The 25,195-nt window shown below is 67.0% G+C and carries 27 protein-coding genes and 1 pseudogene; 12 read left to right on the plus strand and 16 right to left on the minus strand.

From position 1 onward, the window contains the following. Positions 1-133: 133 nt before the first annotated feature. Positions 134-1,759, plus strand: coding sequence for a chaperonin GroEL (gene groL, locus T428_RS0114145; RefSeq protein ID WP_025736996.1), 1,626 nt, complete (start codon positions 134-136; stop codon positions 1,757-1,759). 58 nt (positions 1,760-1,817) lie between these two features. Here the strand turns inward: groL and T428_RS0114150 are convergent, their stop codons facing one another. Continuing rightward, on the minus strand, positions 1,818-2,192 hold the full coding sequence (locus T428_RS0114150; protein WP_025736997.1) for a hypothetical protein: 375 nt from the start codon (positions 2,190-2,192) through the stop codon (positions 1,818-1,820). Positions 2,193-2,286: 94 nt separating this feature from the next. Here T428_RS0114150 and T428_RS28115 point away from each other — a divergent pair. Then, a pseudogene (locus T428_RS28115) lies at positions 2,287-3,109 on the plus strand (SDR family NAD(P)-dependent oxidoreductase). On the opposite strand, the gene T428_RS0114160 reads toward T428_RS28115, so the two are convergent. The 4 genes from T428_RS0114160 to T428_RS0114175 are packed head-to-tail and all read right to left on the minus strand — an operon-like array spanning position 3,098 to position 6,709. Beyond that, complete coding sequence (locus tag T428_RS0114160) at positions 3,098-3,658, minus strand: carboxymuconolactone decarboxylase family protein (RefSeq protein ID WP_025736998.1); 561 nt, start codon at positions 3,656-3,658, stop codon at positions 3,098-3,100. The pseudogene T428_RS28115 and the gene T428_RS0114160 sit on opposite strands and share 12 nt — an antisense overlap. Positions 3,659-3,676: 18 nt before the next feature. Then, on the minus strand, positions 3,677-4,075 hold the full coding sequence (locus tag T428_RS0114165; protein WP_025736999.1) for a pyridoxamine 5'-phosphate oxidase family protein: 399 nt from the start codon (positions 4,073-4,075) through the stop codon (positions 3,677-3,679). Positions 4,076-4,106: 31 nt separating this feature from the next. Then, a complete protein-coding gene (locus T428_RS36285; protein ID WP_025737000.1) occupies positions 4,107-4,940 on the minus strand; it encodes a PPE family protein in 834 nt (277 codons plus the stop codon). Between the two features lie 38 nt (positions 4,941-4,978). After that, the gene (locus T428_RS0114175) at positions 4,979-6,709 is read right to left on the minus strand and encodes an N-acyl-D-amino-acid deacylase family protein (protein ID WP_025737001.1); all 1,731 of its coding nucleotides are present in this window, start codon (positions 6,707-6,709) and stop codon (positions 4,979-4,981) included. Positions 6,710-6,860: 151 nt separating this feature from the next. Here T428_RS0114175 and T428_RS0114180 point away from each other — a divergent pair, with 151 nt between their 5' ends. Then, on the plus strand, positions 6,861-7,376 hold the full coding sequence (locus T428_RS0114180) for a mycothiol transferase (RefSeq protein ID WP_025737002.1): 516 nt from the start codon (positions 6,861-6,863) through the stop codon (positions 7,374-7,376). A gap of 9 nt (positions 7,377-7,385) precedes the next feature. Next, positions 7,386-8,231, plus strand: a complete 846-nt coding sequence (locus T428_RS0114185) for a hypothetical protein (protein ID WP_025737003.1) — start codon at positions 7,386-7,388, stop codon at positions 8,229-8,231. Here the strand turns inward: T428_RS0114185 and T428_RS0114190 are convergent. From T428_RS0114190 to T428_RS0114225, 9 genes are all read right to left on the minus strand, one after another. Then, entirely contained in the window at positions 8,228-8,929 is a 702-nt protein-coding gene (locus T428_RS0114190; RefSeq protein ID WP_025737004.1) for an anti-sigma factor, read from the minus strand. The two genes, T428_RS0114185 and T428_RS0114190, sit on opposite strands and share 4 nt — an antisense overlap. After that, the gene (locus tag T428_RS0114195) at positions 8,926-9,489 is read right to left on the minus strand and encodes a sigma-70 family RNA polymerase sigma factor (protein ID WP_025737005.1); all 564 of its coding nucleotides are present in this window, start codon (positions 9,487-9,489) and stop codon (positions 8,926-8,928) included. Before T428_RS0114195 ends, T428_RS0114190 begins: the two co-directional genes overlap by 4 nt. Before the next feature lie 44 nt (positions 9,490-9,533). Further along, complete coding sequence (locus tag T428_RS36115) at positions 9,534-9,791, minus strand: DUF1295 domain-containing protein (protein WP_425412039.1); 258 nt, start codon at positions 9,789-9,791, stop codon at positions 9,534-9,536. Between the two features lie 15 nt (positions 9,792-9,806). After that, entirely contained in the window at positions 9,807-11,549 is a 1,743-nt protein-coding gene (locus T428_RS0114200; RefSeq protein ID WP_025737006.1) for a cytochrome c biogenesis protein DipZ, read from the minus strand. 125 nt (positions 11,550-11,674) lie between these two features. Next, on the minus strand, positions 11,675-11,953 hold the full coding sequence (locus tag T428_RS0114205; protein ID WP_156942954.1) for a hypothetical protein: 279 nt from the start codon (positions 11,951-11,953) through the stop codon (positions 11,675-11,677). A gap of 142 nt (positions 11,954-12,095) precedes the next feature. After that, entirely contained in the window at positions 12,096-12,548 is a 453-nt protein-coding gene (locus T428_RS0114210) for a DUF5078 domain-containing protein (RefSeq protein WP_025737008.1), read from the minus strand. Positions 12,549-12,612: 64 nt separating this feature from the next. After that, positions 12,613-13,521, minus strand: a complete 909-nt coding sequence (locus tag T428_RS0114215) for a crotonase/enoyl-CoA hydratase family protein (protein WP_025737009.1) — start codon at positions 13,519-13,521, stop codon at positions 12,613-12,615. Positions 13,522-13,535: 14 nt separating this feature from the next. Further along, positions 13,536-13,862 carry a hypothetical protein gene (locus T428_RS0114220; RefSeq protein WP_025737010.1) on the minus strand — a complete coding sequence of 109 codons (327 nt, stop codon included), beginning with the start codon at positions 13,860-13,862 and terminating at the stop codon, positions 13,536-13,538. Further along, on the minus strand, positions 13,859-15,886 hold the full coding sequence (locus T428_RS0114225) for a prolyl oligopeptidase family serine peptidase (protein ID WP_025737011.1): 2,028 nt from the start codon (positions 15,884-15,886) through the stop codon (positions 13,859-13,861). The genes T428_RS0114220 and T428_RS0114225 overlap by 4 nt, the downstream gene beginning before the upstream one ends. 67 nt (positions 15,887-15,953) lie before the next feature. Here T428_RS0114225 and exaC point away from each other — a divergent pair, with 67 nt between their 5' ends. Genes exaC through T428_RS0114255 form a run of 6 tightly spaced genes read left to right on the plus strand, consistent with a single transcriptional unit; the run spans position 15,954 to position 20,538 of the window. Further along, positions 15,954-17,477, plus strand: a complete 1,524-nt coding sequence (exaC, locus tag T428_RS0114230) for an acetaldehyde dehydrogenase ExaC (protein ID WP_025737012.1) — start codon at positions 15,954-15,956, stop codon at positions 17,475-17,477. Further along, the gene (locus T428_RS0114235; RefSeq protein ID WP_025737013.1) at positions 17,477-17,950 is read left to right on the plus strand and encodes a DUF779 domain-containing protein; all 474 of its coding nucleotides are present in this window, start codon (positions 17,477-17,479) and stop codon (positions 17,948-17,950) included. The genes exaC and T428_RS0114235 overlap by 1 nt, the downstream gene beginning before the upstream one ends. 18 nt (positions 17,951-17,968) lie before the next feature. Then, positions 17,969-18,247: a putative holin gene (locus T428_RS0114240; protein ID WP_025737014.1), complete on the plus strand. Its 279-nt coding sequence runs from the start codon at positions 17,969-17,971 to the stop codon at positions 18,245-18,247. Next, entirely contained in the window at positions 18,240-18,809 is a 570-nt protein-coding gene (locus T428_RS0114245; RefSeq protein ID WP_025737015.1) for a hypothetical protein, read from the plus strand. Before T428_RS0114240 ends, T428_RS0114245 begins: the two co-directional genes overlap by 8 nt. Before the next feature lie 47 nt (positions 18,810-18,856). After that, entirely contained in the window at positions 18,857-20,254 is a 1,398-nt protein-coding gene (gene lpdA / locus T428_RS0114250) for a dihydrolipoyl dehydrogenase (protein ID WP_025737016.1), read from the plus strand. An 8-nt stretch (positions 20,255-20,262) separates the two neighbouring features. Next, positions 20,263-20,538 carry a hypothetical protein gene (locus tag T428_RS0114255; protein WP_036468004.1) on the plus strand — a complete coding sequence of 92 codons (276 nt, stop codon included), beginning with the start codon at positions 20,263-20,265 and terminating at the stop codon, positions 20,536-20,538. Between the two features lie 4 nt (positions 20,539-20,542). Here T428_RS0114255 and T428_RS0114260 read toward each other — a convergent pair whose 3' ends face one another. After that, complete coding sequence (locus T428_RS0114260; protein ID WP_025737018.1) at positions 20,543-21,121, minus strand: carboxymuconolactone decarboxylase family protein; 579 nt, start codon at positions 21,119-21,121, stop codon at positions 20,543-20,545. Continuing rightward, positions 21,118-22,542, minus strand: coding sequence for an acetate metabolism transcriptional regulator RamB (ramB, locus tag T428_RS0114265; RefSeq protein ID WP_025737019.1), 1,425 nt, complete (start codon positions 22,540-22,542; stop codon positions 21,118-21,120). Before ramB ends, T428_RS0114260 begins: the two co-directional genes overlap by 4 nt. 161 nt (positions 22,543-22,703) lie before the next feature. Between ramB and T428_RS0114270 the strand changes: the two genes are divergently transcribed. Together T428_RS0114270 and aceA are read left to right on the plus strand one after the other, a co-directional pair. Further along, positions 22,704-23,498: an acyl-[acyl-carrier-protein] thioesterase gene (locus T428_RS0114270; protein ID WP_025737020.1), complete on the plus strand. Its 795-nt coding sequence runs from the start codon at positions 22,704-22,706 to the stop codon at positions 23,496-23,498. A gap of 263 nt (positions 23,499-23,761) precedes the next feature. Next, a complete protein-coding gene (gene aceA / locus T428_RS0114275; protein ID WP_025737021.1) occupies positions 23,762-25,048 on the plus strand; it encodes an isocitrate lyase in 1,287 nt (428 codons plus the stop codon). Positions 25,049-25,195 lie beyond the last annotated feature (147 nt).

Here is a 25,195-nt window from a genome sequence, read left to right on the forward strand (position 1 = left end):
GAGTGCTAGGTCGGGACGGTGAGGCCAGCTCTGGTCGTCCGTCGCGGGCACTGCGCCCGGCCAGCGTAAGTAACTGGGTCGTCGCCATCCGGTGACCTCAGTTTCATTCCCTATCCGGAGGAATCACTTCGCAATGGCCAAGACAATTGCGTACGACGAAGAGGCCCGTCGCGGCCTCGAGCGGGGTCTGAACAGCCTCGCCGACGCGGTAAAGGTGACGCTGGGTCCCAAGGGCCGCAACGTCGTCCTGGAGAAGAAGTGGGGCGCTCCCACGATCACCAACGATGGTGTGTCCATCGCCAAGGAGATCGAGCTGGAGGACCCGTACGAGAAGATCGGCGCCGAGCTGGTCAAGGAAGTAGCCAAGAAGACCGACGACGTCGCCGGTGACGGCACGACGACGGCCACGGTGCTGGCCCAGGCACTCGTCAAAGAGGGTCTGCGCAACGTCGCGGCCGGCGCCAACCCGCTGGGCCTCAAGCGCGGCATCGAGAAGGCCGTCGAGAAGATCACCGAGACGCTGCTGAAGTCGGCCAAGGACGTCGAGACCAAGGAGCAGATCGCCGCGACCGCGGCCATCTCCGCGGGCGACCAGTCGATCGGTGACCTGATCGCCGAGGCGATGGACAAGGTCGGCAACGAGGGCGTCATCACTGTCGAGGAGTCCAACACCTTCGGCCTGCAGCTCGAGCTCACCGAGGGCATGCGGTTCGACAAGGGCTACATCTCGGGCTACTTCGTCACCGACGCCGAGCGTCAGGAAGCGGTCCTGGAGGACCCCTACATCCTGCTGGTCAGCTCCAAGGTGTCGACCGTCAAGGACCTGCTCCCGCTGCTGGAGAAGGTCATCCAGGGCGGCAAGCCGCTGCTGATCATCGCCGAGGACGTCGAGGGCGAGGCGTTGAGCACGCTGGTCGTCAACAAGATCCGCGGCACCTTCAAGTCGGTGGCGGTCAAGGCCCCCGGCTTCGGTGACCGTCGCAAGGCGATGCTGCAGGACATGGCCATCCTCACCGGTGGCCAGGTCATCAGCGAAGAGGTCGGCCTGTCCCTGGAGACCGCCGACATCTCGCTGCTCGGTAAGGCCCGCAAGGTCGTCATCACCAAGGACGAGACCACCATCGTCGAGGGCGCCGGTGACACCGACGCCATCGCCGGCCGGGTGGCCCAGATCCGCGCCGAGATCGAGAACAGCGACTCCGACTACGACCGCGAGAAGCTGCAGGAGCGCCTGGCCAAGCTGGCCGGCGGTGTTGCGGTGATCAAGGCCGGTGCCGCCACCGAGGTGGAGCTCAAGGAGCGCAAGCACCGCATCGAGGACGCGGTGCGCAACGCCAAGGCCGCCGTCGAGGAGGGCATCGTCGCCGGTGGTGGCGTGGCCCTGCTGCAGGCGGCCCCGGCCCTTGAGGAGCTCAAGCTCACGGGCGACGAGGCCACCGGTGCCAACATCGTCCGCGTGGCGCTCGAGGCTCCGCTGAAGCAGATCGCCTTCAACTCCGGGCTGGAGCCCGGCGTTGTCGCCGAGAAGGTGCGTAACTCGAAGGCCGGCACCGGCCTGAACGCCGCCACCGGCGAGTACGAGGACCTGCTGCAGGCCGGCGTTGCCGACCCGGTCAAGGTGACCCGTTCGGCGCTGCAGAACGCGGCGTCCATCGCGGGGCTGTTCCTGACCACCGAGGCCGTCGTTGCCGACAAGCCGGAGAAGGCCGCCGCTCCCGTCGGCGACCCGACCGGTGGCATGGGCGGTATGGACTTCTAAGTCCCTTACGAAGAAGCCCGGTCCCTGGAAACCCCAGTGGGCCGGGCTTTTTCGTGTGTCAGGACTGCTCGAGACGCAGGCAGTCGTCCTTGCAGCCGGGCTTGGTCACCGTCCCGGTCGTCGCCTTGCGGTGCAGGACGGCGCGACTGGGCATGACCTGCAGCGCGTCGTCGCCGGCGCGGCCGGTGCCGTCGACGATCAGCGAGTAGCCGCCCGCTTCGCGCGGCGGCCAGACCAGCGTGACGCCGTCATGGCGCGTGATGTTGTCGCGCGTGCTGTTGCCGATGGAGCCCACCTCGAACACGCCGTCGATCAGCATCGGGTCCACCGCGACGGCGTGGGCGTGCCGGCCGTCGCCGAAGGTGATCAGATACGCGAACGCGAAGTCGGCCAGCGCGCCGGCCAGTTGGTCCAGATCCACTTTCACGCTCATGCCGCGAGGATACGACGGCGAGCGCGGGGCCTGTAGACCAAGTGACGGCCGGGCCCGTACCCGGGGCCCAGGTACGGCGTCCTAGGGTTTACCCGTGGCTCTTCCGGGTCCCTCACCGACCGGCACCGCCGTCGTCACCGGCGCGTCGTCGGGCATCGGCGCCGCCCTCGCCCGCGAGCTCGCCGATCGTGGGCACGGCGTCACCCTGGTCGCGCGCCGCGAGGACAGGCTGCGCGAGCTGGCCGCCGAACTCGCGGGCCGGGTTCGGGTCGAGGTGATCGGCTGCGACGTCGCCGATTCGCCGCTCGCGCCGGGCTTTCGACGAGGTCGAGCGTCGCGGACTGACGACCGAGATCCTGGTGAACAACGCCGGCATCGGCACCATCGGGCCGGTGACCGACGTGCCGGTCGACGACGAGATCGCCCAGGTGCGGGTCAACGTCGAAGCTGTCATCGACCTGTCCACACGCGCGGTCCAGCAGATGGTGCCCCGCGGGCGCGGCGCGATCCTCAACGTCGGATCCACCGCGGGCTACTATCCGTTCCCGGGCCAGGTCGGCTACGCCGCCACCAAGGCGTTCGTGATCACCTACACCGAGGGATTGCGTGGCGAGCTCGCCGGCACCGGCGTCACCGTCACGCTGCTGAACCCCGGTCCGGTGCGCACCGAGTGCCTCAAGAACGCCGGCATGGACGAGCGGAGATTCGCCGACGCGTTCTTGAAGTTCATGTGGCTGCCCGCCGGCGAGGTGGCGCGCACCGGAATCGACGCGCTCGACCGCGATCGCGGCAGCGTAATCCCCGGGCTACCAAGCCAAATCAGCACCCGGCTGTTTCAGTTCATGCCGCGACGGCTGCTGCTGCCGCTACTGAAAAGGCAGCATCCGGGTCTGCAGAAAGACCGTTCAGCGACCTAGCGGCCAGGGTCGCATCCAGCCCTCGGCCGGAAGCGCGAGCGCGTTGCACAGCGTGCAGATCGTGCGATACCAGCCGACGGCCGTGAGCAATTCGATGCGCTGCTCGTCGTCGAGATTGCGGCCCAAAGCTTTCCATGTCGCCTCCGACCACGAGCCGGTGCGCTCCAGCTCGTCGACCGCCTCGATCAGCGTCCGCTCGGCCGGGCTCCACCGCGGGTCATCCGCACCGCCGGTCACCAGCGCGTCACACTCGTCGTCGCTGACCCCCGCGATCGGGCCCCAGAACGCGGCCTGGCCGCCCCACTCGTATTCGCAGCCGACCAGGGCGCAGCTGCGCAGGATCGCGATCGTCCGGGTCCGGGGCGACAAAAGCGCTGCGATGTAAAGGGATTCACCGAGCTTGCGCAGTCGGTCGGCCAGCGCCGGATGGCGCTGCAGGCAGCGCACCAGCAGCAGTGGCTCATAGGACCGGTCCGGGTGACCCCAGCTGTTGATGCTGGCGGCATCTTCCTCGCTCCACGGCGGGGCTAGCGGCGCGACGCGGCTCATGGGAATGACTGTACGAAATCAGCCCGGCAGCGAGAACACCACGCAGTCGTGCAGGGTGCCCTTGGCCGCGGCGGCGGAGTCGGCGTCGCGGTGCAGCAGCGCGCGGGTCGGCACCACATCCAACCGGACGGTCTCGGGGCCGGACTCGCCGACTTCGGCGCGGCCGTCGACGATCAGCGAATAGCCGCCCGGCTCGCGCGGTGGCCACAGCAGGGTGACATCGGGGCGCTGGGCCAGGTTTTCGCGGGTGCGCCCGCCGATCCGTCCGACGTCGAGGACGGCCCCGCCGCGCAGCCGAGGTTCGACCGTCACGGTGTGCACCCGGTATCCGTCGTCGACGGTGATCAGGTACGCGAACGGGAAGTCGGGCAGCGCGGCGGCCAGCCGGTCCAGGTCCACCCTCTTCTTGGTGCGCATGCTCTCGAGGATAGGCGTCGCGGGCGGGTGGTCAGTCGGTCGCCAGATCCGTGGGTATGGACCCCGAGCCGAGATTGTTGAGCAAGCTCAGGTTGGTGGTGCCCGGGTCGAAGCCGGTGCCGGCAGTCGGTGAGTTGAGCAGGCTGGTGCCGTAGTCCGACGTGCCGCTCGTGACGGCATGGGTGAAGCCGGTGCCGGGACTGTCGGTCAGCCAGGACCCGACGTGACCGCCGGTGTGATCGATGCTGGCGAGCGCGTTGATGTGGTGTGCCAAGTTTCCGGTGCCCGAGTGGGGCCCGAAAATCAGGTCGCCGTTGTCGAATTGCACGCCGAGGTTTTGCATCACCTGCTGCCAGGGTGCGAGCTGCTCGGCGGCCGCCGACGCGTCGGCGTGATACCCCGACATGGCCGCCACGTCCGTCGCCCACATCTGCTCGTAGGCGGACTCGATGTCCATGATCGTCGGAGCGTTCTGCCCCAGGTGGTTCTGCGACGCCAGCGCCCGCACCAGGGCACGATTGGCGTTGACCACCGCCGGCTGCACCGTGGCCGACAGCGCCGTCTCGAACGCGCCCGCGATGGCCGACGCCTGGCTGGAGGTCACCTCCGCCTGGGCCGCCGCCGCCTTGAGCCAGCTGACGTATTGGGTCGCGACGGCTAGCATCGCGGTCGCCGAGGGACCCTGCCACGACCCGTTGGCCAGATCCGAGGCCACGGATAAGAACGAGGATGCGGACGACGAGAGGTTCTCGGCGAGCCCATCCCAGGCTTCCGCGGCAGCATGCAGCGGTGCCGATCCAGGACCGGCGTAAAGGAGGGCCGAATTGATCTCTGGCGGCAAACACGCATAATGCGGGCTCGTCACTGCAATAACTTAACCGGGACAGGCCGTTCTTCGTGGCGTTATGGCGTGGGTGCGGGTGCTGGTTGGCGGCCGCGGACCAGCTTGCCGGGACGCGCGTCGGTGGGTTTGCCGTTTTCGGCGATCACTTCACCGGACACGATCGTGGCCACATATCCGTCCGCCGTCTGGTCCAGGCGACGCCCGCCGGCGGGTAGATCGTAAGTGATCACCGGCTTGTGCAGGCGCAGCCCGGCGTGGTCGATGACGTTGAGATCGGCCTTGTACCCGACCGCGATTCGGCCCCGATCGGCCAGCCCGGCGACTCGCGCCGGCACCGACGTCAGCTCGCGGATGGCCTCGGGCACCGAGAAGCGCCCGGACGCCCGGTCCCGGGCCCAGTGCGACAGGAAGAACGTGGAATAGCTGGCGTCGCAGATCATCCCGTAGTGGGCGCCGCCGTCGCCGAGGCCGAGCACCACGTCGTCGCGGTGCAGCAGCTCGCCGACGGTGTTCAGCGAGTTGCGCTCCATGTTGCTGGTCGCGACGAGCAGCATGGCGCGGCCGTCGTCGTCGAGCAGCCGGTCGTAGGCCTCCTCCATCGGGTGCACCCCGCGGGCCCTGGCCCGGGCGCCGATGCTGTCCGCCGGGTCCGGCTCGTAGTTGGGGTTCTCGCCGAGCGGGAAGATCCAGTCCCACATCTGCGCGACGTAGAGGATCGGGTGCCCCTGGCCCGGCTTGTCGGCCAGGATGCGGGCGCGGACCTCGGGCTTGCGCATCTCGGCGACCCGCTCGGGCAGCGGCAGGTGCGCGATCTCCTGATAGCTCGGGTACAGCACGAACGGGTTGGCGGTCAGCTGCAACCCGATGATCAGCCCGATCGGCCGCGGCAGCAGCTGCGCGGTGATGTCACCGCCCGCGGCGTTGGCCTTCTCGACCATGTTGATCGCGTCGGGCCAGGTGGGGTCGCCGGCGTTGGCGACGACGAGGGTGAAGGTGACCGGCAGCCCGACCTGCTCGGCGACGTCGAACACCGTCTGCAGCACCGGCTGGTAGCCACCGGCGGGAATGTCGGGCACGAATTGCAGCAGCCCGCCGCCGCCGTCGACGACGCCCTTGGCGATCTCCTCGATCTCCTCCCGGGCGGCGTCGTAACTCGGTATGGGCGAACCACTTTCGGTCTTGTGAATGGTCAACCGCGACGACGCGAAGCCCAGCGCGCCGACCTCGATGGCCTCCTTGGCCAGCGCCCGCATCTTGGCCAGGTCCTCGGTGCTGGCCGGTTCGCGGTCCGCGCCGCGCTGCCCCATCACGTAGACCCGCAGCGGGGAGTGCGGCAGGTAGGCGGCCACGTCGATGTCACGCTTGCCGGCTTCCAGCGCGTCGAGGTATTCGGGGAAGGTCTCCCAACTCCACGGCAGGCCGTCGGTCATCACCACACCCGGGATGTCTTCGACCCCGGCCATCACGTCGACCAGCACGTCGTGGTCTTCCTGGCGGCACGGCGCGAACCCGACACCGCAGTTGCCCATTACGACGGTGGTGACCCCGTGCGCCGAGGACGGGGTGAGGCGCTCCGACCAGATGGACTGCCCGTCGTAGTGGGTGTGCAGGTCGACGAAGCCCGGCGTGACCAGCAGGCCGGTGGCGTCGATCTCGCGCTCGGCGGTATCGCCGTTCACGGAGCCGACGGCGGTGATGACGCCGCCGGTCACCCCGACGTCGCCGACGTACGGCTCACCTCCCAGTCCGTCGACGATGGTGCCCTTGCGGATGAGGAGGTCGTAGATCACCTAATCAATCTACGACCGTGCCCGTGGTCCTGCCACGATCATTTCGCGATTGACCACATCGGTGTCAACCGCGCCGATCACCCGCAGTTCTGCGATGCGGTGCTGGGCTTCTCGGGGCAGCCACGGGCTCTCGGCTCGTAGTGTCGTGGGTATGTCAGATACCGATGCCGCCGCCCGGGAGTTGCTCCGCGACGCGTTCACCCGGTTGATCGAACATGTCGACGAGCTCACCGACGGCCTGACCGACGAACTCGCCAACTACCGGCCCACCCCGGACGCCAACACCATCGCCTGGCTGATCTGGCACAGCGCCCGGGTGCAGGACATACAGCTGGCCCACGTGGCCGGTGTCGAGGAGGTGTGGACCCGCGACGGCTGGGTGGATCGCTTCGGGCTGGACCTGCCCCGCCGTGACACCGGTTACGGCCACAGCGCCGCGGACGTCGCGAAGGTGCGTGCGCCGGCCGATCTGCTGTCCGGCTATTACCACGCGGTGCATCAGCTGTCGTGCGAGTACGTCGCCGGCGTCACCGCCGACGAGCTGACCCGCGTCGTCGACACCAACTGGGATCCGCCCGTGACGGCCAGCGCCCGGTTAATCAGCATCATCGACGACTGCGCCCAGCACCTTGGGCAAGCGGCATATGTGCGGGGGATCGCGCCGTAGATTGGGCGGGTGCGATTTCTCGCGACGCTGCTGTTGTGGCTGGCCACCACGGTCGCGTTGGCCGTGGCGGCTCCTGCGGCCTGGGCGCAGCTGAATCTCGTCGACGAGAACGGCTACGCCGCGTTGGCCCAGCAGGCGGCGGGGGATCCCACCTTGCAGTCGGCGATGGCCGGTGAGCTCACCACCCGGACGCGGACGCTGATCGCCGAGCACGGCGGCGCCGGTTATCCGGTCGACAGCGCGCAGGTGCACGACGCGGCCGCCGCGTTCACCACCGGGCCGTCGTTCCCGCCGCTGTTCGCGACGGCCAATCGGGCCGCGCACCGCTGGCTGTTCTCGGCGGCGGGCTCCGGCGATCCCTGGGCGGTCGACGTGGCCCCGATGCTCAACGACCCTGCGTTCCAGCCGATCCTGAGTGAGTACAACGTGAAGGTGCCTGGCACGCTGACCGTTCCGCTGACGTCGTCGCTGCCGCACTCGCTGCGGCAGGGGGAGCTGAGCCGGGTCGGCGCCTGGGGCAAGTGGGCCAGCCTGGGCGCGGTAGCGGTATGCGGGCTGTTCGCAGTGCTGACGCTGCTCGTCGCGCGGCGCCGCGGCAAGGCGCTGACGGCTCTGGGTGTTTCGGCGCTACTGGTCGGGGCGGCCGGATGGGTCGGCATCGAGGTCGGGGCCCGCTACCTCAACGACGGGCTCAATCGCACCACCGGTGACATCCGCCAGATCGCCGACGTGATGGTGCACAGCGCCGAAGCCGGCCTGCGGGAGTGGCTGAACCTCACGTTGGCCGCCGGCGCTGCGCTGGTGGTGTTCGGGGTGATCGTCGCGGTGCTGGGCAGCCTGGTCAAGAAGACTTAGCTCAGCGGCAGGGTGGCCAGGATCGGGCTGGTCGGTTGCGGCGAGCCCGCGCCCGGTTCGACGGTGAAGGCCAGCGCCGTGGACTTGCCCAGGTTGGTCAGCGTCGCCGTCGTGGACGGCGAGACGGCCGCGGTGCTCATCGTGCCCGCCGAGGTCGGGCCCTTGGCATCGATCAACCACATCTGGTAGACGGTGCCCGGGCTCGGCGGTGGCACGTTGTTCATCACCAGCACGCCGGCGTTACGGTCGCGGGAGAACACCACCGTGGCCGTCCCATTGGCCAGCGGGCGTGAGACCGTCCGCACATCCGGGGCCGCGATCACCTGCTCGGCCACCGATTGCGTCGGCGTCGGGCGCATCAACGTCTGCACCCCGAACGCCGTCAGGCCGGCCACGATCGCGGCCGCGACCGATATCAATGCGGTTGTGCGCCAAAGGTTTTGGCGCTTCGGTGGGCTGAACGCGGCCGCGACCAGCACGGCGGCGCGCAGCTGCGACGGCGGTTCGGCGGCGGTCGAGGCGGAGACGACGGCCATCGTCTCGCGCACGGCGCGGACTTCGTCGGCGAAGGCCGACGCGACCGATGCCGGGGCGGCCGCGACCTGCCGGTCGATGTCGGCGCGCTCGGCGTCGGAGACCGCGTGCAGCGCATACGGTGTGGCCAGTTCGAGTAGCTCGAAGTCGTTGGGCGCGGTCATGGCACGTCCAAGCAGTTGCGCAGACCGCGCAGCGCGTCGCGAATGCGCGATTTGATCGTCGACAGATTGGCCGCCAAACGTTGCGCCACTTCGGTGTACGTCAGCCCGCCGTAGTAGGCCAGCTCGATGCATTGGCGCTGCGCGTCGGTCAGCCCGCCGAGGCAATCAGCCACCCGGCGGCGCTCGTCTCCGGCGATCGCCGAGTCGGCGACCACATCGTGGTCGGTGTCGACATTGGCCGCGCCGTAGCGTGATTCGCGGCGGGTGCCCGCCTGCTCGGCGCGCACCCGGTCGATGGCACGCCGGTGCGCCATGGTCAGCAGCCAGGACAACGCGGAGCCCCGGGACGGGTCATAGTCCGACGCCGACCGCCACACCTCGAGATAGATCTCCTGGGTGGTTTCCTCGCTGTAGCCGGCGTCGCGCAGCACCCGGATCACCAGCCCGAACACCCGGCTCTTGGTCAGGTCGTACACGGCGGCGAAAGCCTGGGTGTCGCCACGCGCCACCTGGCGCAGCAACTCATCCAGGTCGCTGCTCAGCTGCGGCAGTCCGGTCATTGTCAGGTAGTCTATCGCTCCCCACCGGGCCGCAGCGGCGACGGTTATCGACGTGCCGGTCGCGGTGGTCGTGGGAATAAACACGCGGTTCTTTGCCGATATTCCGCGAAGCCCGGCCGGCCGTCCATCGACTTCTCGGTCAGCCGGACCCCGGGGACGTAGACCAGGAAGTACGTCATCAGCAGCGGCGCGCCGCCCAGATCGTCACCGGCGCCAGCAGCACACGTCGTCGAAGTCCAAGTGCGCCAACCGGTCTCGCCCCTGCGGGAAACTCTCCCGCCACAGCCGCAGCGTGTGCGCAGTGCGTGTACCCATGTCTAGCCGAAGGTGAACGAAAACACCTGCAAGCCCTTGCTCACTTGCAGGTCGAGCTGATCGCGGTGCGCGCCACCATCGGAGACGATCTCGTGCAGCGTGGGGACACCGCCGATCTGCGTGGTGGTGGTCTTCCCATCGCGGGTCGTGGTGAGCGTGCCGGTGCCGCCGACGACGACGAAGACGTTTTTGGCCGTGTAGTTCAGCCGGATCGCGGCATCGTCGCTGTCGGCGGTGATGCCCTGGTCGTCCAGGGTCCACCGGCCGCGCAGCGCGAATCTGTCGTTGGCCAGCTGCGCCGGGAAGCTGAACCCGGCGGTGCCCGGCTGGTAGCTGCCGTCGCCCCCGTAGGTGGTGGCCTTGTCGGGCGCCAGGTAGGTCTCGGGGGTGAGGTTGGTCGTCGGGGTGGTGTCGGGGCCGTTCACCGGCGGGGGCAGCGCGGCGTTCGGATCGGCATCGACTAGCAGCCGGCGGAGCAGTTGCTCGGTGCCGTCGTAGTCGCCTTCGCCGAACTTGGTGTGCCGCAGTGTCCCGTTCGCGTCGATCAGGTACTCGGCCGGCCAGTACATGTTGTTGAAGGCGTTCCAGGTCGCGTAGTCGTTGTCCAGCGCGATGGGGTAGTCGATGTGCAATCCGGCGGTGCCGCTGGCCACGTTGCCGGCCACCCGCTCGAAGGCGTACTCGGGGGTGTGCACCCCGATGACCACCAATCCGCTGTCGCGGTAGCGGTGGTACCAATCGACGACGTGCGGGATGGCGCGTTGGCAGTTGATGCACGAATAGGCCCAGAAGTCGATCAGTACGACCTTGCCGCGCACCGCGGCGGGATCGAGCGGTTTGTCGTCGGGGGTGTTGAGCCATTGCGTGATGCCGGTGACGGCGGGCGCCTGCCCGCACTGTTGCAGCTCGGTGGCACCGTCGGTGCAGTTGGTTGGCAGGCCGTTGCTCGTGTTGCCCTGGTTCAGCTGCAGCACGCTACCGGTGGTCGGTCCGGTCGTGCGGCTCGGGATCACCGAGCGCTGGATATCGTTGGCGCCCAGGCGATTCTGCATCGCCGTCGTGTAGTCGGGCACGGCGCGCTGCAGCATCGCGGGCAGGTTGAACACCAGCGCCACGGCCAGCACGATCATCGTGACCCCGCCGGCGATCCGGATGACGCGCTGCCGACGGCGCAATGCCGTGACGCGTTGTCCGACTTGTCGTCCCGCCAGCGCGAACGCCAACAGCGGAATTGCGTTGCCCAGCGCGAACGTCGCGGTCAACACGAACGTGGCGGGCCCCAGCGACGTCGTGCCGCCGGCGACCACGATCGCGGCCAACACCGGCCCCGCGCACGGCACGTACAGCGCGCCCAACGTCAGTCCCAGACCGAAACCATCTGTGCTGCCGCCCTTTTGGCGTTGCGGCAGAGCGGCGAACGGCCGCTCGATCAGGTGTTGCAGCGGCGGGAAGATCAATCCCAGCCCGATCAGGGTCAGCACCACCAGGGCCGTCCACCGGATGGCGTCCTGCGGCAGATGCAGCGCCGACAGCAGCGCGGACCCGATCAGGGTGGCCAGGCTGAAGCTGCACACCAGGCCCGCGATCACCAAGTAGGGGCGCATCGCCGCGCTCAGGCCGCGGCTGCTGGCTTTGCCGCCGGTGTCCATGCCGGACAGGAAGATCACCGGCAGCACCGGCAGGATGCATGGCGAGATGCCGGTGATCAGGCCGCCGAGCAAGCCGATGAGCGCAATGGTGTGCATACGTGTTATTCGAGACGACCTGGTTACGGATTGGTTCAAACGGGTGTCGTCTTGCGCACCCACCGTCCTTAACAGGCCCCTCGCCGTGCGTCCGCTCGATGAAGCCTGCTTCCCGGCGCACTAAGTTACAGCGCCACCACTTGGGGCAGTACGTCGTTCGCCGCGGCGACCGCCTCGCCGCAGGTGCGGCAGTGCGTGCTCGGGTAGCGGCGCAGCCGCCCGACCTTCACCCGCGCCTCGGGCTCGACGTGCTGTCCACGAACCACACACTGCATGTCGACGAGCAGGCCCACCTCGCGGGCGTGCACGTGCACGATACGGGTCGTCGGGGTGTCGGAGTCGCCGACGAGGTCACGCCGGTCGAGGGCCGAGGCGGCGGTCGTGGCCGGGGTCGCGGTGCGCATGGCCACAACTATTCCCGGCGAGCTGACCACCAAACATCCACCAAACGGGCCGACAACGGATGATTCGGCTGTCCGCCGATCGGAGGACCAAAAGCAATTAACCCCGGGCGTGCCCGGGGCTAATCAGTTGTGAGCGCGGGGATTACGCCCAGTTCCACACCGACATGTCGCCGGCCGGGTAGTTGGCGCAGACGTCGGTGGCCTTGGCCACGACACCCTTGTTGTTGAAGAAGATCTTCATGTGGTTGGGCCACGCCACCCACAGCGGGTCGGAGACCGGCGCGTAGAAGTTCTCGGAGTAGCCGCGGCGGTCCTGCGGCGACAGGGAGTAGAACCAGTGCGCCTTGTCGATCGTCGCCTGCTGGACGTTCGGGTGGTTGTTGAAGTCGATCATGTACCGCTGGTAGTACACCGGGCTGGTGTCGCGGGTGGCGGCGAGGATCTGCTCGGCGTCGCACGTGGTGTTGATCATCCGGCGGGGGATCGGGAAGTCCTCCGTGGAGTCCGCCACCGCGGTCTGCGGGACGGCCAGCGCGGCCATACCCATGGCAAGGAAAACAGCGCCTGCGCGCAAGCACGAACTCAGCCGAGACATAGTCGTCACGGTAGCACTTCGGGCGGACCGCGGGCGAGTCTTGGTCAGTTCTTAGTTCGGCTTATTAGCTATCGCCATCAGGGACGATGACGTGCGACGGGTCGGGCCGCAGGTCCGGCGGCGCCTGGCTGTAGTCGCCGAACGGGCCGTCGCTGCGCGCCACCGCGGCGCGAACTCCCTGGGTTTCGGCGGTGTTGATGAAGCCGAGCGCGTCAGGGGTGTTGCGCATCAGGCCGTCCAGGATGCCGCCCAGCGTCTGGGTGGAGGCCAGGCCCATGTTCTCGTAGGCCTGGTTGACGATCAGCTTCTGCGCCTGCAGCTGCGACAACGGGATCTGCGCCAGCTCGGCGGCGATCTCGGCAACCCGCGCCTCGAGGCGTTCGAACGGCACCGCCTCGTTGATCAGCTCGATCTCGGCGGCCTGGACCCCGGACAGCGGGCGGCCGGTCAGCGAGTGCCACTTGGCCTTGGCCAGGCTCAGCCGGTACAGCCACATGCCGGTCAGGTAGGCCCGCCACATCCGGCTGTACGGGGTGCCGATCACCGCGTCTTCGCTGGCCACGATGATGTCGGCGCACAGCGCGTAGTCGCTGGCCCCGCCCACGCACCAGCCGTGCACCTGCGCGATCACCGGCTTAGACGCCCGCCAGATGGCCATGAATTTCTGCGTCGGTCCGGTCTCGCGGGCGCTGACCATCGCGAAATCCTTGCCCGGATCCCACTTGCCGTCGGTCATCATGGATTCGCCCCAGTGCTGGAAGCCGCCACCGAAGTCGTAGCCGCCGGAGAACCCCTGGCCGGCGCCGCGCAACACGATGACCTTGATCCCCGGATCCCGCTCGGCGCGGCCGATGGCGGCCTCGATCTCGTCGGGCATCGGCGGCACGATCGTGTTGAGGTGCTCGGGGCGGTTCAGCGTGATGGTGGCGACCGGGCCGGCCGTCTTGTACAGCAAGGTCTCGAAGCCGGACATAGCCCCAGTGTGGGCTAACGCTCGTCGATGGGTGGGTCCGGTTCGCGGTTTTCCGGTGTCGACGCGTAGATCTGGTCGCCGATCTTCAAATACGGCGTGGTGAAGTAGGCCGTGCTGAGCACCAGCGTGCTGAAAATCAGCGTCGTGATGACGGCGTTCGGCCAGAGCCGTCCCGTCCCGAAGCCGAACAGCACGATGCCCAGCGCCGAAGTCCCCCAGTAGAAGTAGCGGCCCTTGCGGCGCTGCGAGACGAAGCGAAAACGTGCCTGCGCCCAGCCGGCAATGATCAGGATCAGACCGGCGATGACCATGCCGAATTCGATGATGTCGAGGATCTTCACGGTTGGCCTCCCAGCGTCTGCCATAAAAACGAATAACTCAGCGCCGCCTTGAACGCGGCTTGCTCGTTGTCGGCCGCGCCGGCGTGCCCGCCCTCGATATTCTCGTACAACCAAACCCGATGGCCCGCGGCCTGCAGTGCCGCGACCATCTTGCGGGCGTGGCCGGGATGCACCCGGTCGTCGCGGGTGGACGTGGTGAACAACACCGGTGGGTAATGCTGCGTCGCCGAAATATTCTGGTACGGAGAGTATTTGGAGATGAACTCCCAGTCGTCGGGGTTGTCGGGGTCGCCGTACTCGGCCACCCACGACGCCCCGGCCAGCAACAGGTGGTAGCGCTTCATGTCCAGCAGCGGCACGTCGCAGACCAGCGCGCCGAATTTATCCGGGTACTTGGTCAGCATGATGCCCATCAGCAAGCCGCCGTTGCTGCCGCCCTGGGCGCCGAGCTGCTCGACGGTCGTGATGCCACGGGCCACCAAATCGTCTGCCACCGCGGCGAAATCCTCGTCGACCTTATGCCGGTTCTCGCGCATCGCCTGGGTATGCCAGCGTGGCCCGTACTCGCCTCCGCCGCGAATGTTGGCCATCACGTAAGTGCCGCCGCGGGCCAGCCACAACCGGCCTAACACCCCGCTGTACCCGGGCGTCCTGGAGGACTCGAATCCGCCGTAACCGCCCAGCAGGGTGGGACCGGGCCCTTCGACCGCGCGCGAGCGCACCACGAAGTACGGGATCAACGTCGCGTCCTTGGACGGCACGAAATACTGTTTCACGTCCAGGTTTTCGGCATCGAAGAAGCCGGGGGCGGACTTGATCCGTTCCAGTCTGCCGACGCCGGTGCCGCGCAACAGCTGCGAGGGCATGTCGAATCCGCTTGAGTCCAAGAAGAACTCGTCACCGGTGTCGTCGGCGGCCGCGATCAGCGTGTTGGTCGCCGGCGGGATCCCGGCGATCTCTTCATGCTGCCAGGTGCCGGGTGTGACGATTTCGACGCGGCTGGCGACGTCGGCCAACGTGACGAGCAACAGCCGGTCCCGGGTCCACGCCGTCTGATGCAGGCAGGTGTGCGCGTCGGGCTCGAAGACTACCTGCAAATTGGCTGTCCCGGAGAGGAATTCGTCATACTTCGCGGCCAGCAGCGAGCCGGCGGGATAGCTTACGGAGCCAACGGTCCAATCGCTGCGCAGCTCGACCAGCAACCACTCGCGGTGCACCGACATGCTCGCGTCGGTCGGCACGTCGATGCGGATCAGTTCCGGCCCGCGCACTTCGTAGGACTCGGTATTCCAGAAGTCGACGGAGCGGCTCGCGAAGCAACGCACGAAGCCCGGCGTCCGATCGACGTTCGCGCCCACGCTGACGTCGGAGCGCGTCCCTTCGAAGATCGTCTCGGCCTGGCTCAGCGGGGTGCCCCGCCGCCACCGCTTGACGATGCGCGGGTATCCGGATTCGGTCAGCGAGTCGGTGCCGAAGTCCGTGCCCACCAGCACCGTGTCCAGGTCGGCCCAGTCGATCTGCGACTTGGCTTCCGGCAAGGTAAACCCGTCGGGGATGAATTCGAGTGTGAGCATGTCGAATTCGCGCACGATCACCGCGTCCGAGCCACCGCGGGACAGATGGACCAGTGCGCGGGTGAATTCCGGTTCGATGACTGTGGCCCCGGCCCACACCCACTTCTCGTCGTCGGTGCGCCCGAGCTCGTCGACGTCGATCAGCACGTCCCACTTCGGGGAGTCGCTGCGGTAGCTGTCCAGCGTGGTGCGCCGCCACAGCCCGCGCGGGTTGGCGGCGTCGCGCCAGAAGTTGTACAGGTACTCACCGCGCCGGCGCACATAGGGGATGCGGGCGTCGGTGTCGAGAACCTCCAGCGCCTCGGCGCGCATCCGCTCGAAATCGGTGTCGCAGAACTGCGCCGTCGTCGGTTCGTTCTGGGCGCGCACCCAATCGAGCGCGTCGTCGGCGGCGACATCCTCGAGCCACAGGTAGGGGTCGTCGGTGTCCTCGGCGCGCCGCGCGGTCATGGAAGCCATTGTGGCCCGAGCGGTAATGTGAGCTGTATTACAGGTGAAGCAGAAAGGGAGTCGAACGATGACTGTCTTCGCACGCCCGGGCTCCAGCGGAGCTCTGATGTCGTATGAATCGCGGTACGACAACTTCATCGGGGGTGAGTGGGTCGCACCGGCCAAGGGTCGGTACTTCGAGAACCCGACCCCGGTGACCGGCCAAACGTTTTGCGAGGTGGCGCGCTCCGACGAGACCGACATCGACAAGGCGCTCGACGCCGCCCACGCCGCGGCCCCGGCCTGGGGCAAGTCCTCGGCGACCGAGCGGGCGGCGGTGCTCAACAAGATCGCGGATCGCATTGAGGCGAACCGGGATTCGTTGGCGCTGGCCGAGGTGTGGGACAACGGCAAGCCGATCCGCGAGACGCTGGCCGCCGACATCCCGCTGGCCGCCGATCATTTCGGGTACTTCGCCGCCGCGATCCGTGCCCAGGAGGGCTCGCTGTCGCAGCTCGACGACGACACCGTCGCCTACCACTTCCACGAGCCGCTCGGGGTGGTCGGTCAGATCATTCCGTGGAACTTCCCGATCCTGATGGGCGCCTGGAAGCTGGCGCCGGCGCTGGCCGCCGGCAACACGGTGGTGCTCAAGCCCGCCGAGCAGACCCCGGCGTCGATCCTGTATCTGATGTCGCTGATCGCCGACCTGATCCCGCCCGGTGTGGTCAACATCGTCAACGGATTCGGCGTCGAGGCCGGCAAGCCGCTGGCCTCCAGCGACCGGATCGCCAAGGTCTCGTTCACCGGGGAGACCACCACCGGCCGGCTGATCATGCAGTACGCGTCGCAGAACCTGATCCCGGTCACCCTCGAGCTCGGCGGCAAGAGCCCCAACATCTTCTTCTCCGACGTGATGACCGCGCACGACAACTTCCAGGACAAGGCGCTCGAGGGCTTCACGATGTTCGCCCTCAACCAGGGCGAGGTGTGCACCTGCCCGTCGCGCAGCCTGATCCAGTCCGACATCTACGACGAGTTCCTGGAGCTGGCCGCGATCCGGACCAAGGCGGTCCGGCAAGGCGACCCGCTGGACACCGAGACCATGATCGGTTCGCAGGCCTCCAACGACCAGCTGGAAAAGATCTTGTCCTACGTCGAGATCGGCAAGGCAGAGGGCGCCAAGATCATCACCGGCGGTGAGCGCACCGAGCTCGGCGGCGACCTGTCCGGCGGCTACTACATGCAGCCGACGATCTTCTCCGGCAACAACAAGATGCGCGTCTTCCAGGAGGAGATCTTCGGGCCGGTGGTGACGGTGACGTCGTTCACCGATTTCGCCGACGCGATGAGCATCGCCAACGACACCCTCTACGGCCTGGGCGCCGGCGTGTGGAGCCGCGACGGCAACACCGCCTACCGGGCGGGTCGCGAGATCAAGGCCGGCCGGGTGTGGGTGAACTGCTACCACGTGTACCCGCCGCACGCGGCGTTCGGCGGGTACAAGCAATCCGGGTTCGGTCGCGAAACCCACCAGATGGCGCTCGAGCACTACCAGCAGACCAAGAACCTGTTGGTGTCCTACGCCGACAAGGCCCAGGGCTTCTTCTGATGCGCGCCCCGGCGGTCATCACCGCCGCGGCCGCCGAACTGCTGGGCCGGCTGCGCGAGCGCCACGGGTCGGTGATGTTCCACCAGTCCGGCGGCTGCTGTGACGGGTCGTCGCGCATGTGCTACCCCTGCGGGGACTTCCTGGTCGGCGACCGCGACGTCCTGCTCGGCGTCCTCGACGTCGGCGAAGAAGGTGTGCCGGTATGGATCTCGGGCCCGCAGTACCAAGCCTGGAAACACACCCAGTTGGTCATCGACGTGGTGCCCGGCCGCGGCAGCGGATTCAGCCTGGAAGCACCCGAGGGCCTGCGCTTCCTCAGCCGCGGCCGCGTCTTCAGCGACGCGGAAAAAGCCGATCTGGAAGCCGCGCCGGTGATCACCGGTGCCGCTTACCAAGCCGGCGAGCGGCCCTCGATTCGGGGCCCGGTGATTGACAAAGCCGTGCCGGAAACGTGCCCGCCTCGTGGTCGGTGACTCAGTACCCTCGAACAGGTGATACCGCTACCACGGCCCTGGCTGCTGGCCAGCGCGATGCTGATCGGCACCGCGGTCGGCATCCTGGCGGGGGTGGCGCTGACCGTGCTGGTCCATACCCGGGTCCGCCCCGATGTCGTGATCGCACTGGTGGTCGGGCTGCCCAGCATGATCGGGCTGCTGACCATCCTGTTCTCCGGGCGCCGTTGGGTCACGGCGCTGGGCGCGTTCATTCTGGCCATGGCACCCGGATGGTTCGGCGTCCTCGTCGCCATCGAGGTGACCTCCCGTGGCTGACAAGGAAGTCGGGGACGCGTCGAACCCGGGCACCGAGCCGTTCGTTCCGGATTTCGAGGACACCGGTGAGCATTCGGTGCCGTTCGTGCCGAACTTCGACGACGACACCGGGTCGCAGCCCATACCCGCGGTTGCCGACGAGCCGGACAAGCCCGACGCCGAGACTCCCTCGACCGACGCGGATGCGGAGGGCGAACTGGCCGGGCTGCCGGTGCAGTCGGTCACCGTGCCGGGCCGCTACCAATACCTGAAGTGGTGGAAGCTGGCCCTGGTGATCCTCGGCGTGTGGGCCGCGACGGCCCCGGTCGGGCTGAGCCTTTTCTACTGGTGGTACCACAGGATCGACAAGACCCCGGCGGTGTTCATGGCGCTGGTCTATGTGGTGGTCTGCGCCGTGGCCGGGGTGCTGCTGGCGATGGTTCAGGGCCGGCCGTTGATTCCGGCGCTGTCCATCGCGGTGATGTCGGGACCGTTTGCCTCCGTCGTCGCCGCGGCACCCCTGTACGGCTACTACTACTGCGCGCGCATGGGTCACTGCCTGGTCGGCGTCATCCCGTACTGACCCACGGTGTCGTGCGGTGAGAAGTCCTCTCCCACTAGGGTGGGCTCGTGACTTCTCACTATGACGTCGTCGTCCTTGGAGCCGGTCCCGGCGGATATGTCGCAGCGATTCGCGCCGCACAACTAGGGCTGAACACCGCAATCGTCGAACCGAAGTACTGGGGCGGCGTCTGCCTCAACGTCGGCTGCATCCCGTCCAAGGCGCTGCTGCACAACGCCGAACTCGTGCACATCTTCACCAAAGAGGCCAAGACGTTTGGCATCAGCGGCGAGGTGTCGTTCGACTACGGGGTCGCCTTCGATCGCAGCCGCAAAGTAGCCGAGGGCCGCGTCGCCGGCGTGCACTTCCTGATGAAGAAGAACAAGATCACCGAGATCCACGGCTACGGGCGCTTCACCGACCCGCACACGCTGTCGGTCGAGCTCAATGACGGTGGGACGGAAACGGTCACGTTCGACAACGTAATCATCGCCACCGGCAGCAGCACTCGGCTGGTGCCCGGGACGTCGCTGTCGCAAAACGTGGTCACCTACGAGGAACTTATCATGTCCCGGGAGCTGCCGGAGTCGATCGTCATCGCCGGGTGCGGGGCGATCGGCATGGAGTTCGGCTACGTGCTGCGCAACTACGGCGTCGACGTGACCGTCGTCGAGTTCCTGCCGCGCGCGCTGCCCAACGAGGACGCCGAGGTCTCCAAGGAGGTCGAGAAGCAGTTCAAGAAACTGGGCGTCAAGATCCTGCTCGGAACCAAGGTCGAGTCCATCTCCGACGACGGCTCGGTGGTCCGGGTGGCGATCAGCAAGGACGGTAAGTCAGAAGAGCTCAAGGCCGAAAAGGTGTTGCAGGCCATCGGTTTTGTGCCCAACGTCGACGGCTACGGATTGGACAAGGCCGGCGTCGCGCTGACCGATCTCAAGGCCATCGGGATCACCGACTACATGCGCACCAACGTCGAGCACATCTACGCGATCGGCGACGTCACCGGCAAGCTGATGCTGGCCCACGTTGCCGAGGCCATGGGTGTGGTGGCGGCCGAAACCATTGCCGGCGCAGAGACTTTGGCGCTCGGCGACTACCGGATGCTGCCGCGGGCGACGTTCTGCCAGCCCAACGTCGCCAGCTTCGGGCTGACCGAGGAGCAGGCCCGCGAGGAAGGCTACGACGTGGTGGTGGCCAAGTTCCCGTTCACCGCCAACGCCAAAGCCCATGGGGTGGGCGACCCGAGCGGCTTCGTCAAGCTGGTCGCCGACGCCCGCTACGGCGAACTGCTGGGCGGACACTTGGTCGGCCACGACGTGTCCGAGCTGCTGCCGGAGCTCACCCTCGCGCAGAAGTGGGACCTGACCGCCACCGAGCTGGCCCGCAACGTGCACACCCACCCGACCATGTCCGAGGCGCTGCAGGAGTGCTTCCACGGTCTGACCAGCCACATGATCAACTTCTGAGCCGGTCCATGATCCGCGGCGAGACCATTCTCGGTGCCCTCGGCGGAGCGGCGACCGGTTATGTGCTGTGGCTGATTGCCATTTCGCTCGCCGGTGACAACGCCACGGCGGGTCACTGGGGTCCGCTGGTGCTGCTAGGATCGGTGTTACTGGGAGTCGTCGCCGCGATTTGGGGCTTCGTGTTACGCCGGCGCGGTAAGTACATGTGGGCGGCGTTCGCCTTCGACTTGCCAATACTGCCAGTGGTTTTGACGCTGGCAGTGCTGGCCGACGTCTACGCCTGAGGCACTACCTCGGGTTGTCCAACTCGATGTTGAGGGCGGAGATCGTCGCCGCTAACCCGTCGTATTGCGTTGCTAGCAAGCAGAATTCGATGAGCCGGTGGCGGTCGAGATGCAGCGCGAGTTGCCGCCAGGTGTCCTCGCTGATGGACCGGTTCTTGATCAGCTCGTCCGTCGCGTTCAGCAGCGCCTGCTGCCGGGCGCTCAGTATCACCCGGGGTCCGTCGTCGTCCGGAACGTCGGGCCAGGCGAATATCGTCGCCTGCATGTGATTGTCCAGACCGAATCGGCGTGCCATCTTCCGATGGTGCTGCAGCTCGTATTCGCTCGAGCGCAAATGCGCTACGCGCAGGATCACCAGTTCGGTGTCCGCCCGGGGCAGCCGGCCGCGCAGCAGCCGACCGCCGTAGAGCGACCACGCCCAGAACAGGCCTTGGCGCTGACCGAGCGTGGTGAACAGATGCATCTCGGGTGTCTGCAATTTGCGGGCGGCGCCCTTGGCCAAAAGCCAGTTGATCGGGCCCAGCCGGCGGAATTTCGTGGTCGACGGGATGCGGGCGACGTGACCGTCTTGCGTGCCGCTCATGGCTGCTTCACCAGATACGGGGACACCGTGCTGCGGTGCTCGTCGAGATCGAGGGCGCGGCCCAACGCCGGGAAGGCCCGCTGGGGACAGTTATCGCGTTCGCAGACGCGGCAACCCGCGCCGATGGGTGTAGCTGAACGGCCTGGGTCTCCCGACAAGTCCAGTCCTTCCGAGTAGACGAGTCGGTGCGCGTGCCGCAGCTCGCAGCCAAGCCCGATCGCGAAGGTTTTACCCGGCTGACCATACCGGGCAGCCCGCCGTTCCACGGTGCGAGCCACCCACATGTAGTTGCGCCCGTCGGGCATCTGGGCGATCTGCACCAGGATCTTGCCGGGGTTGGCGAACGTCTCGTAGACGTTCCATAGCGGACAGGTGCCGCCGCTGGAGGAGAAGTGAAAACCGGTGGCGGACTGACGCTTCGACATGTTGCCGGCGCGGTCGACCCGGACGAACGAGAACGGCACCCCCCGCATCGACGGCCGCTGCATCGTCGAAAGCCGGTGCGCGATGGTCTCATAACTCACCGAGTAGAACGCCGACAGCCGTTCGACGTCGTAGCGGAAATTCTCGGCGACGTCGTGGAATTGACGGTACGGCAGCACCGCGGCGGCCGCGAAGTAGTTGGCCAGCCCCAGCCGGGCCAGCGTGTGGGACTCGTCGCTGGTGAATTTGCCCTCGGCGACCATGCTGTCAATCAGGTCGCCGAACTCGAGGTAGGCCAACTCGGCGGCCATCTTGAAGACCTGCTGGCCCAGCGAGAGGTGATTGCTCATGTCCAGCGTCTTGGTCTTGGGGTCGTAGCGGTGCAGCACCGTGTCACCGAGGTCGATGCGCCTGTTGATGTGCACGCCGTGCACCTCGGTGAGCCGCCGGGTGAGCTCGCGGGCCAGGTCGCCATGGTTCAGCCGGGTGTGGATCGTCAGGTCCTCGGCGGCGGTGTCGAGCTCGTGCAGGTAGTTCTGCCGCTGATAGAAGTAGTCGCGCACCTCTTCGTGCGGCATGGTGATCGATCCGCTGCCGCTGCCGTCGGAGTAACGCTCCTCGGTGGCGGCCGCCAGCTGCGCGGTGGTGAGCCGGTAGCGCCGGTGCAGGTTGACCACCGCGCGGGCCAGCGCGGGATGGGCGTTGACCAGCTCGGCGACCTCGGGCGGATCGACGTTGATGTCCAGATCGCGATCCATCGTCACCTCGCGCAGCTCGGCGACCAGGCGGGTGTCGTCCTGGGAGGCGAAGAAGGTGGCGTCCACGCCGAACACCTCGGTGATCCGCAGCAGCACGGCCACGGTCAGCGGGCGAACATCGTGCTCGATCTGGTTGAGGTAGCTCGGCGAGATCTCGAGCATCTGGGCCAGGGCGGCCTGGGAAAACCCACGCTCGTTCCGCAGTTGGCGAACGTGTGAGCCGACGAACGTTTTGGACATTTATCCCAGCCTACCTGGGCTGCAAAGAACCGGTTCGCAGACTTGGCAGCCGCGACGCGACGTTGTCGGGTTTGGCGTTTACCCGCCGTAGTTGGCATGATTCGCACCGGGGTCTGGGGTAAACCTCGGGGTAACGCAGGTAAGGCAATGGGGAGCGAGTCGTGAGCCTGGACAAATCAATGATGCCGGTGCCCGACGGTCACCCAGATGTGTTCGACCGCGAGTGGCCGCTGCGGGTCGGCGACATCGACCGCACCGGACGGTTGCGGTTGGACGCCGCGTGCCGCCACATCCAGGACATCGGCCAGGACCAGCTGCGCGAGATGGGATTCGAGGAGACCCATCCGCTGTGGATCGTCCGCCGCACGATGCTCGACCTGCTGCGACCGATCGAATTCGGCGACATGCTGCGCTGTCGGCGCTGGTGTTCGGGCACCTCGAACCGGTGGTGTGAGATGCGGGTCCGCGTCGACGGGCGCAAGGGCGGCCTGATCGAATCCGAGGCGTTCTGGATCAACATCAACCGGGAGACCCAGATGCCGTCGCGCATCTCCGACGACTTCCTCGCGGGACTGCACAAGACCACGTCGGTCGATCGGCTGCGCTGGAAGGGCTACCTGAAGCCGGGCAGCCGCGACGATGCGACCGAAATCCACGAGTTCCCGGTTCGCGTCACCGACATCGACCTGTTCGACCACATGAACAACTCGGTCTACTGGAGCGTCATCGAGGACTATCTGGCGTCGCACCTGGCGCTGATGGCTCGCCCGCTGCGCATCACCATCGAGCACGAGGCGCCCGTGGCGCTGGGCGACAAGCTGGAGATCATCTCGCACATCCATCCGGCCGGATCGACCGACCAATTCGGTCCGGGCCTGACCGATCGCCCTGTTACAACGCTCACATATGCGGTCGGCGACAAGACGAAAGCGGTCGCCGCGCTCTTCAATCTCTAACCGGAAAAGCGTCCCATTAAATTGCAGGCTGACCTGCGGATTTTGGTTACTGGCGGGTAGCTTCTGAACCGGTTCAGATTGCGTACACCTTCGCAAAGTTTGCAAAATCGCGGTGCTCGCGTGGCCGAAATTGGCAACGGAAATGGGTGGACCTGCATCAACAGGCTGTGCCATGGTCGTGTCAGCACACGAGTGAAGTCGAGCCCCAATCATCGCAAGAAACGCGATCCGGCTCAGAGTTCAGAACCAAAGGAGTAAGCCCAATGTCTGTCGTTGGCACCCCGAAGAGCGCCGAACAGATCCAGCATGACTGGGACACCAACCCGCGCTGGAAGGACACCAGCCGCACCTACACCGCCGAGGACGTGGTGGCCCTGCAGGGCAGCGTCGTCGAGGAGCACACCCTGGCCCGCCGCGGCGCCGAGGTGTTGTGGGAGCAGCTGCACGACCTGGAGTACATCAACGCCCTGGGCGCACTGACCGGAAACATGGCCGTGCAGCAGGTCCGCGCCGGCCTGAAGGCCATCTACCTGTCCGGTTGGCAGGTCGCCGGTGACGCCAACCTGTCCGGCCACACCTACCCGGACCAGAGCCTGTACCCGGCCAACTCGGTGCCGCAGGTCATCCGTCGCATCAACAACGCGCTGCTGCGCGCCGACGAGATCGCCAAGGTCGAGGGTGACCGGTCGGTGGAGAACTGGCTGGCGCCGATCGTCGCCGACGGCGAGGCCGGCTTCGGTGGCGCGCTCAACGTGTACGAGCTTCAGAAGGCGATGATCGCCGCAGGCGTCGCGGGGTCGCACTGGGAAGATCAGCTAGCTTCGGAGAAGAAGTGCGGCCACCTCGGCGGCAAGGTGCTGATCCCGACTCAGCAGCACATCCGCACCCTGACCTCGGCGCGTCTGGCCGCCGACGTCGCCGACGTGCCGACCGTCGTGATCGCCCGTACCGACGCCGAGGCCGCCACGCTCATCACCTCGGATGTCGACGAGTGCGACCAGCCGTTCATCACCGGCGAGCGGACCAAGGAAGGCTTCTACCGCGTCCGCAACGGCCTTGAGCCGTGCATCGCGCGGGCCAAGGCCTACGCGCCGTACTCCGACCTGATCTGGATGGAGACCGGTACCCCGGACCTCGAGCTCGCGGCCAAGTTCGCCGAGGGCGTCAAGTCCGAGTTCCCCGACCAGATGCTGGCCTACAACTGCTCGCCGTCCTTCAACTGGAAGAAGCACCTGGACGACTCCACCATCGCGAAGTTCCAAAAAGAGCTTGGCGCAATGGGATTCAAGTTCCAGTTCATCACGCTGGCCGGCTTCCACGCCCTGAACTACTCGATGTTCGATCTGGCCTACGGCTACGCCCGCAACCAGATGAGCGCCTACGTGGAGCTGCAGGAGCGCGAGTTCGCCGCCGAGGAGCGCGGCTACACCGCGACCAAGCATCAGCGCGAGGTGGGTGCCGGTTACTTCGACCGCATCGCCACCACGGTCGACCCGTCGTCGTCGACCACCGCGCTGACCGGCTCCACCGAAGAGGGCCAGTTTCACTGAGGACGAGCGGGCCTGAGCCTGCGAGGACGAAGTGAAACCATCGGCCGCAGCCACTGACGAGGCGAAGCCATCGACCTCAGCCACTGAGGACGAGTCGCTGAGCTGAAGCCGTTACAATTCGCGGCTGAAGTAGCATAGGCCCCGCCC

Source organism: Mycobacterium genavense ATCC 51234 (assembly GCF_000526915.1).
Taxonomy (GTDB): domain Bacteria; phylum Actinomycetota; class Actinomycetes; order Mycobacteriales; family Mycobacteriaceae; genus Mycobacterium; species Mycobacterium genavense.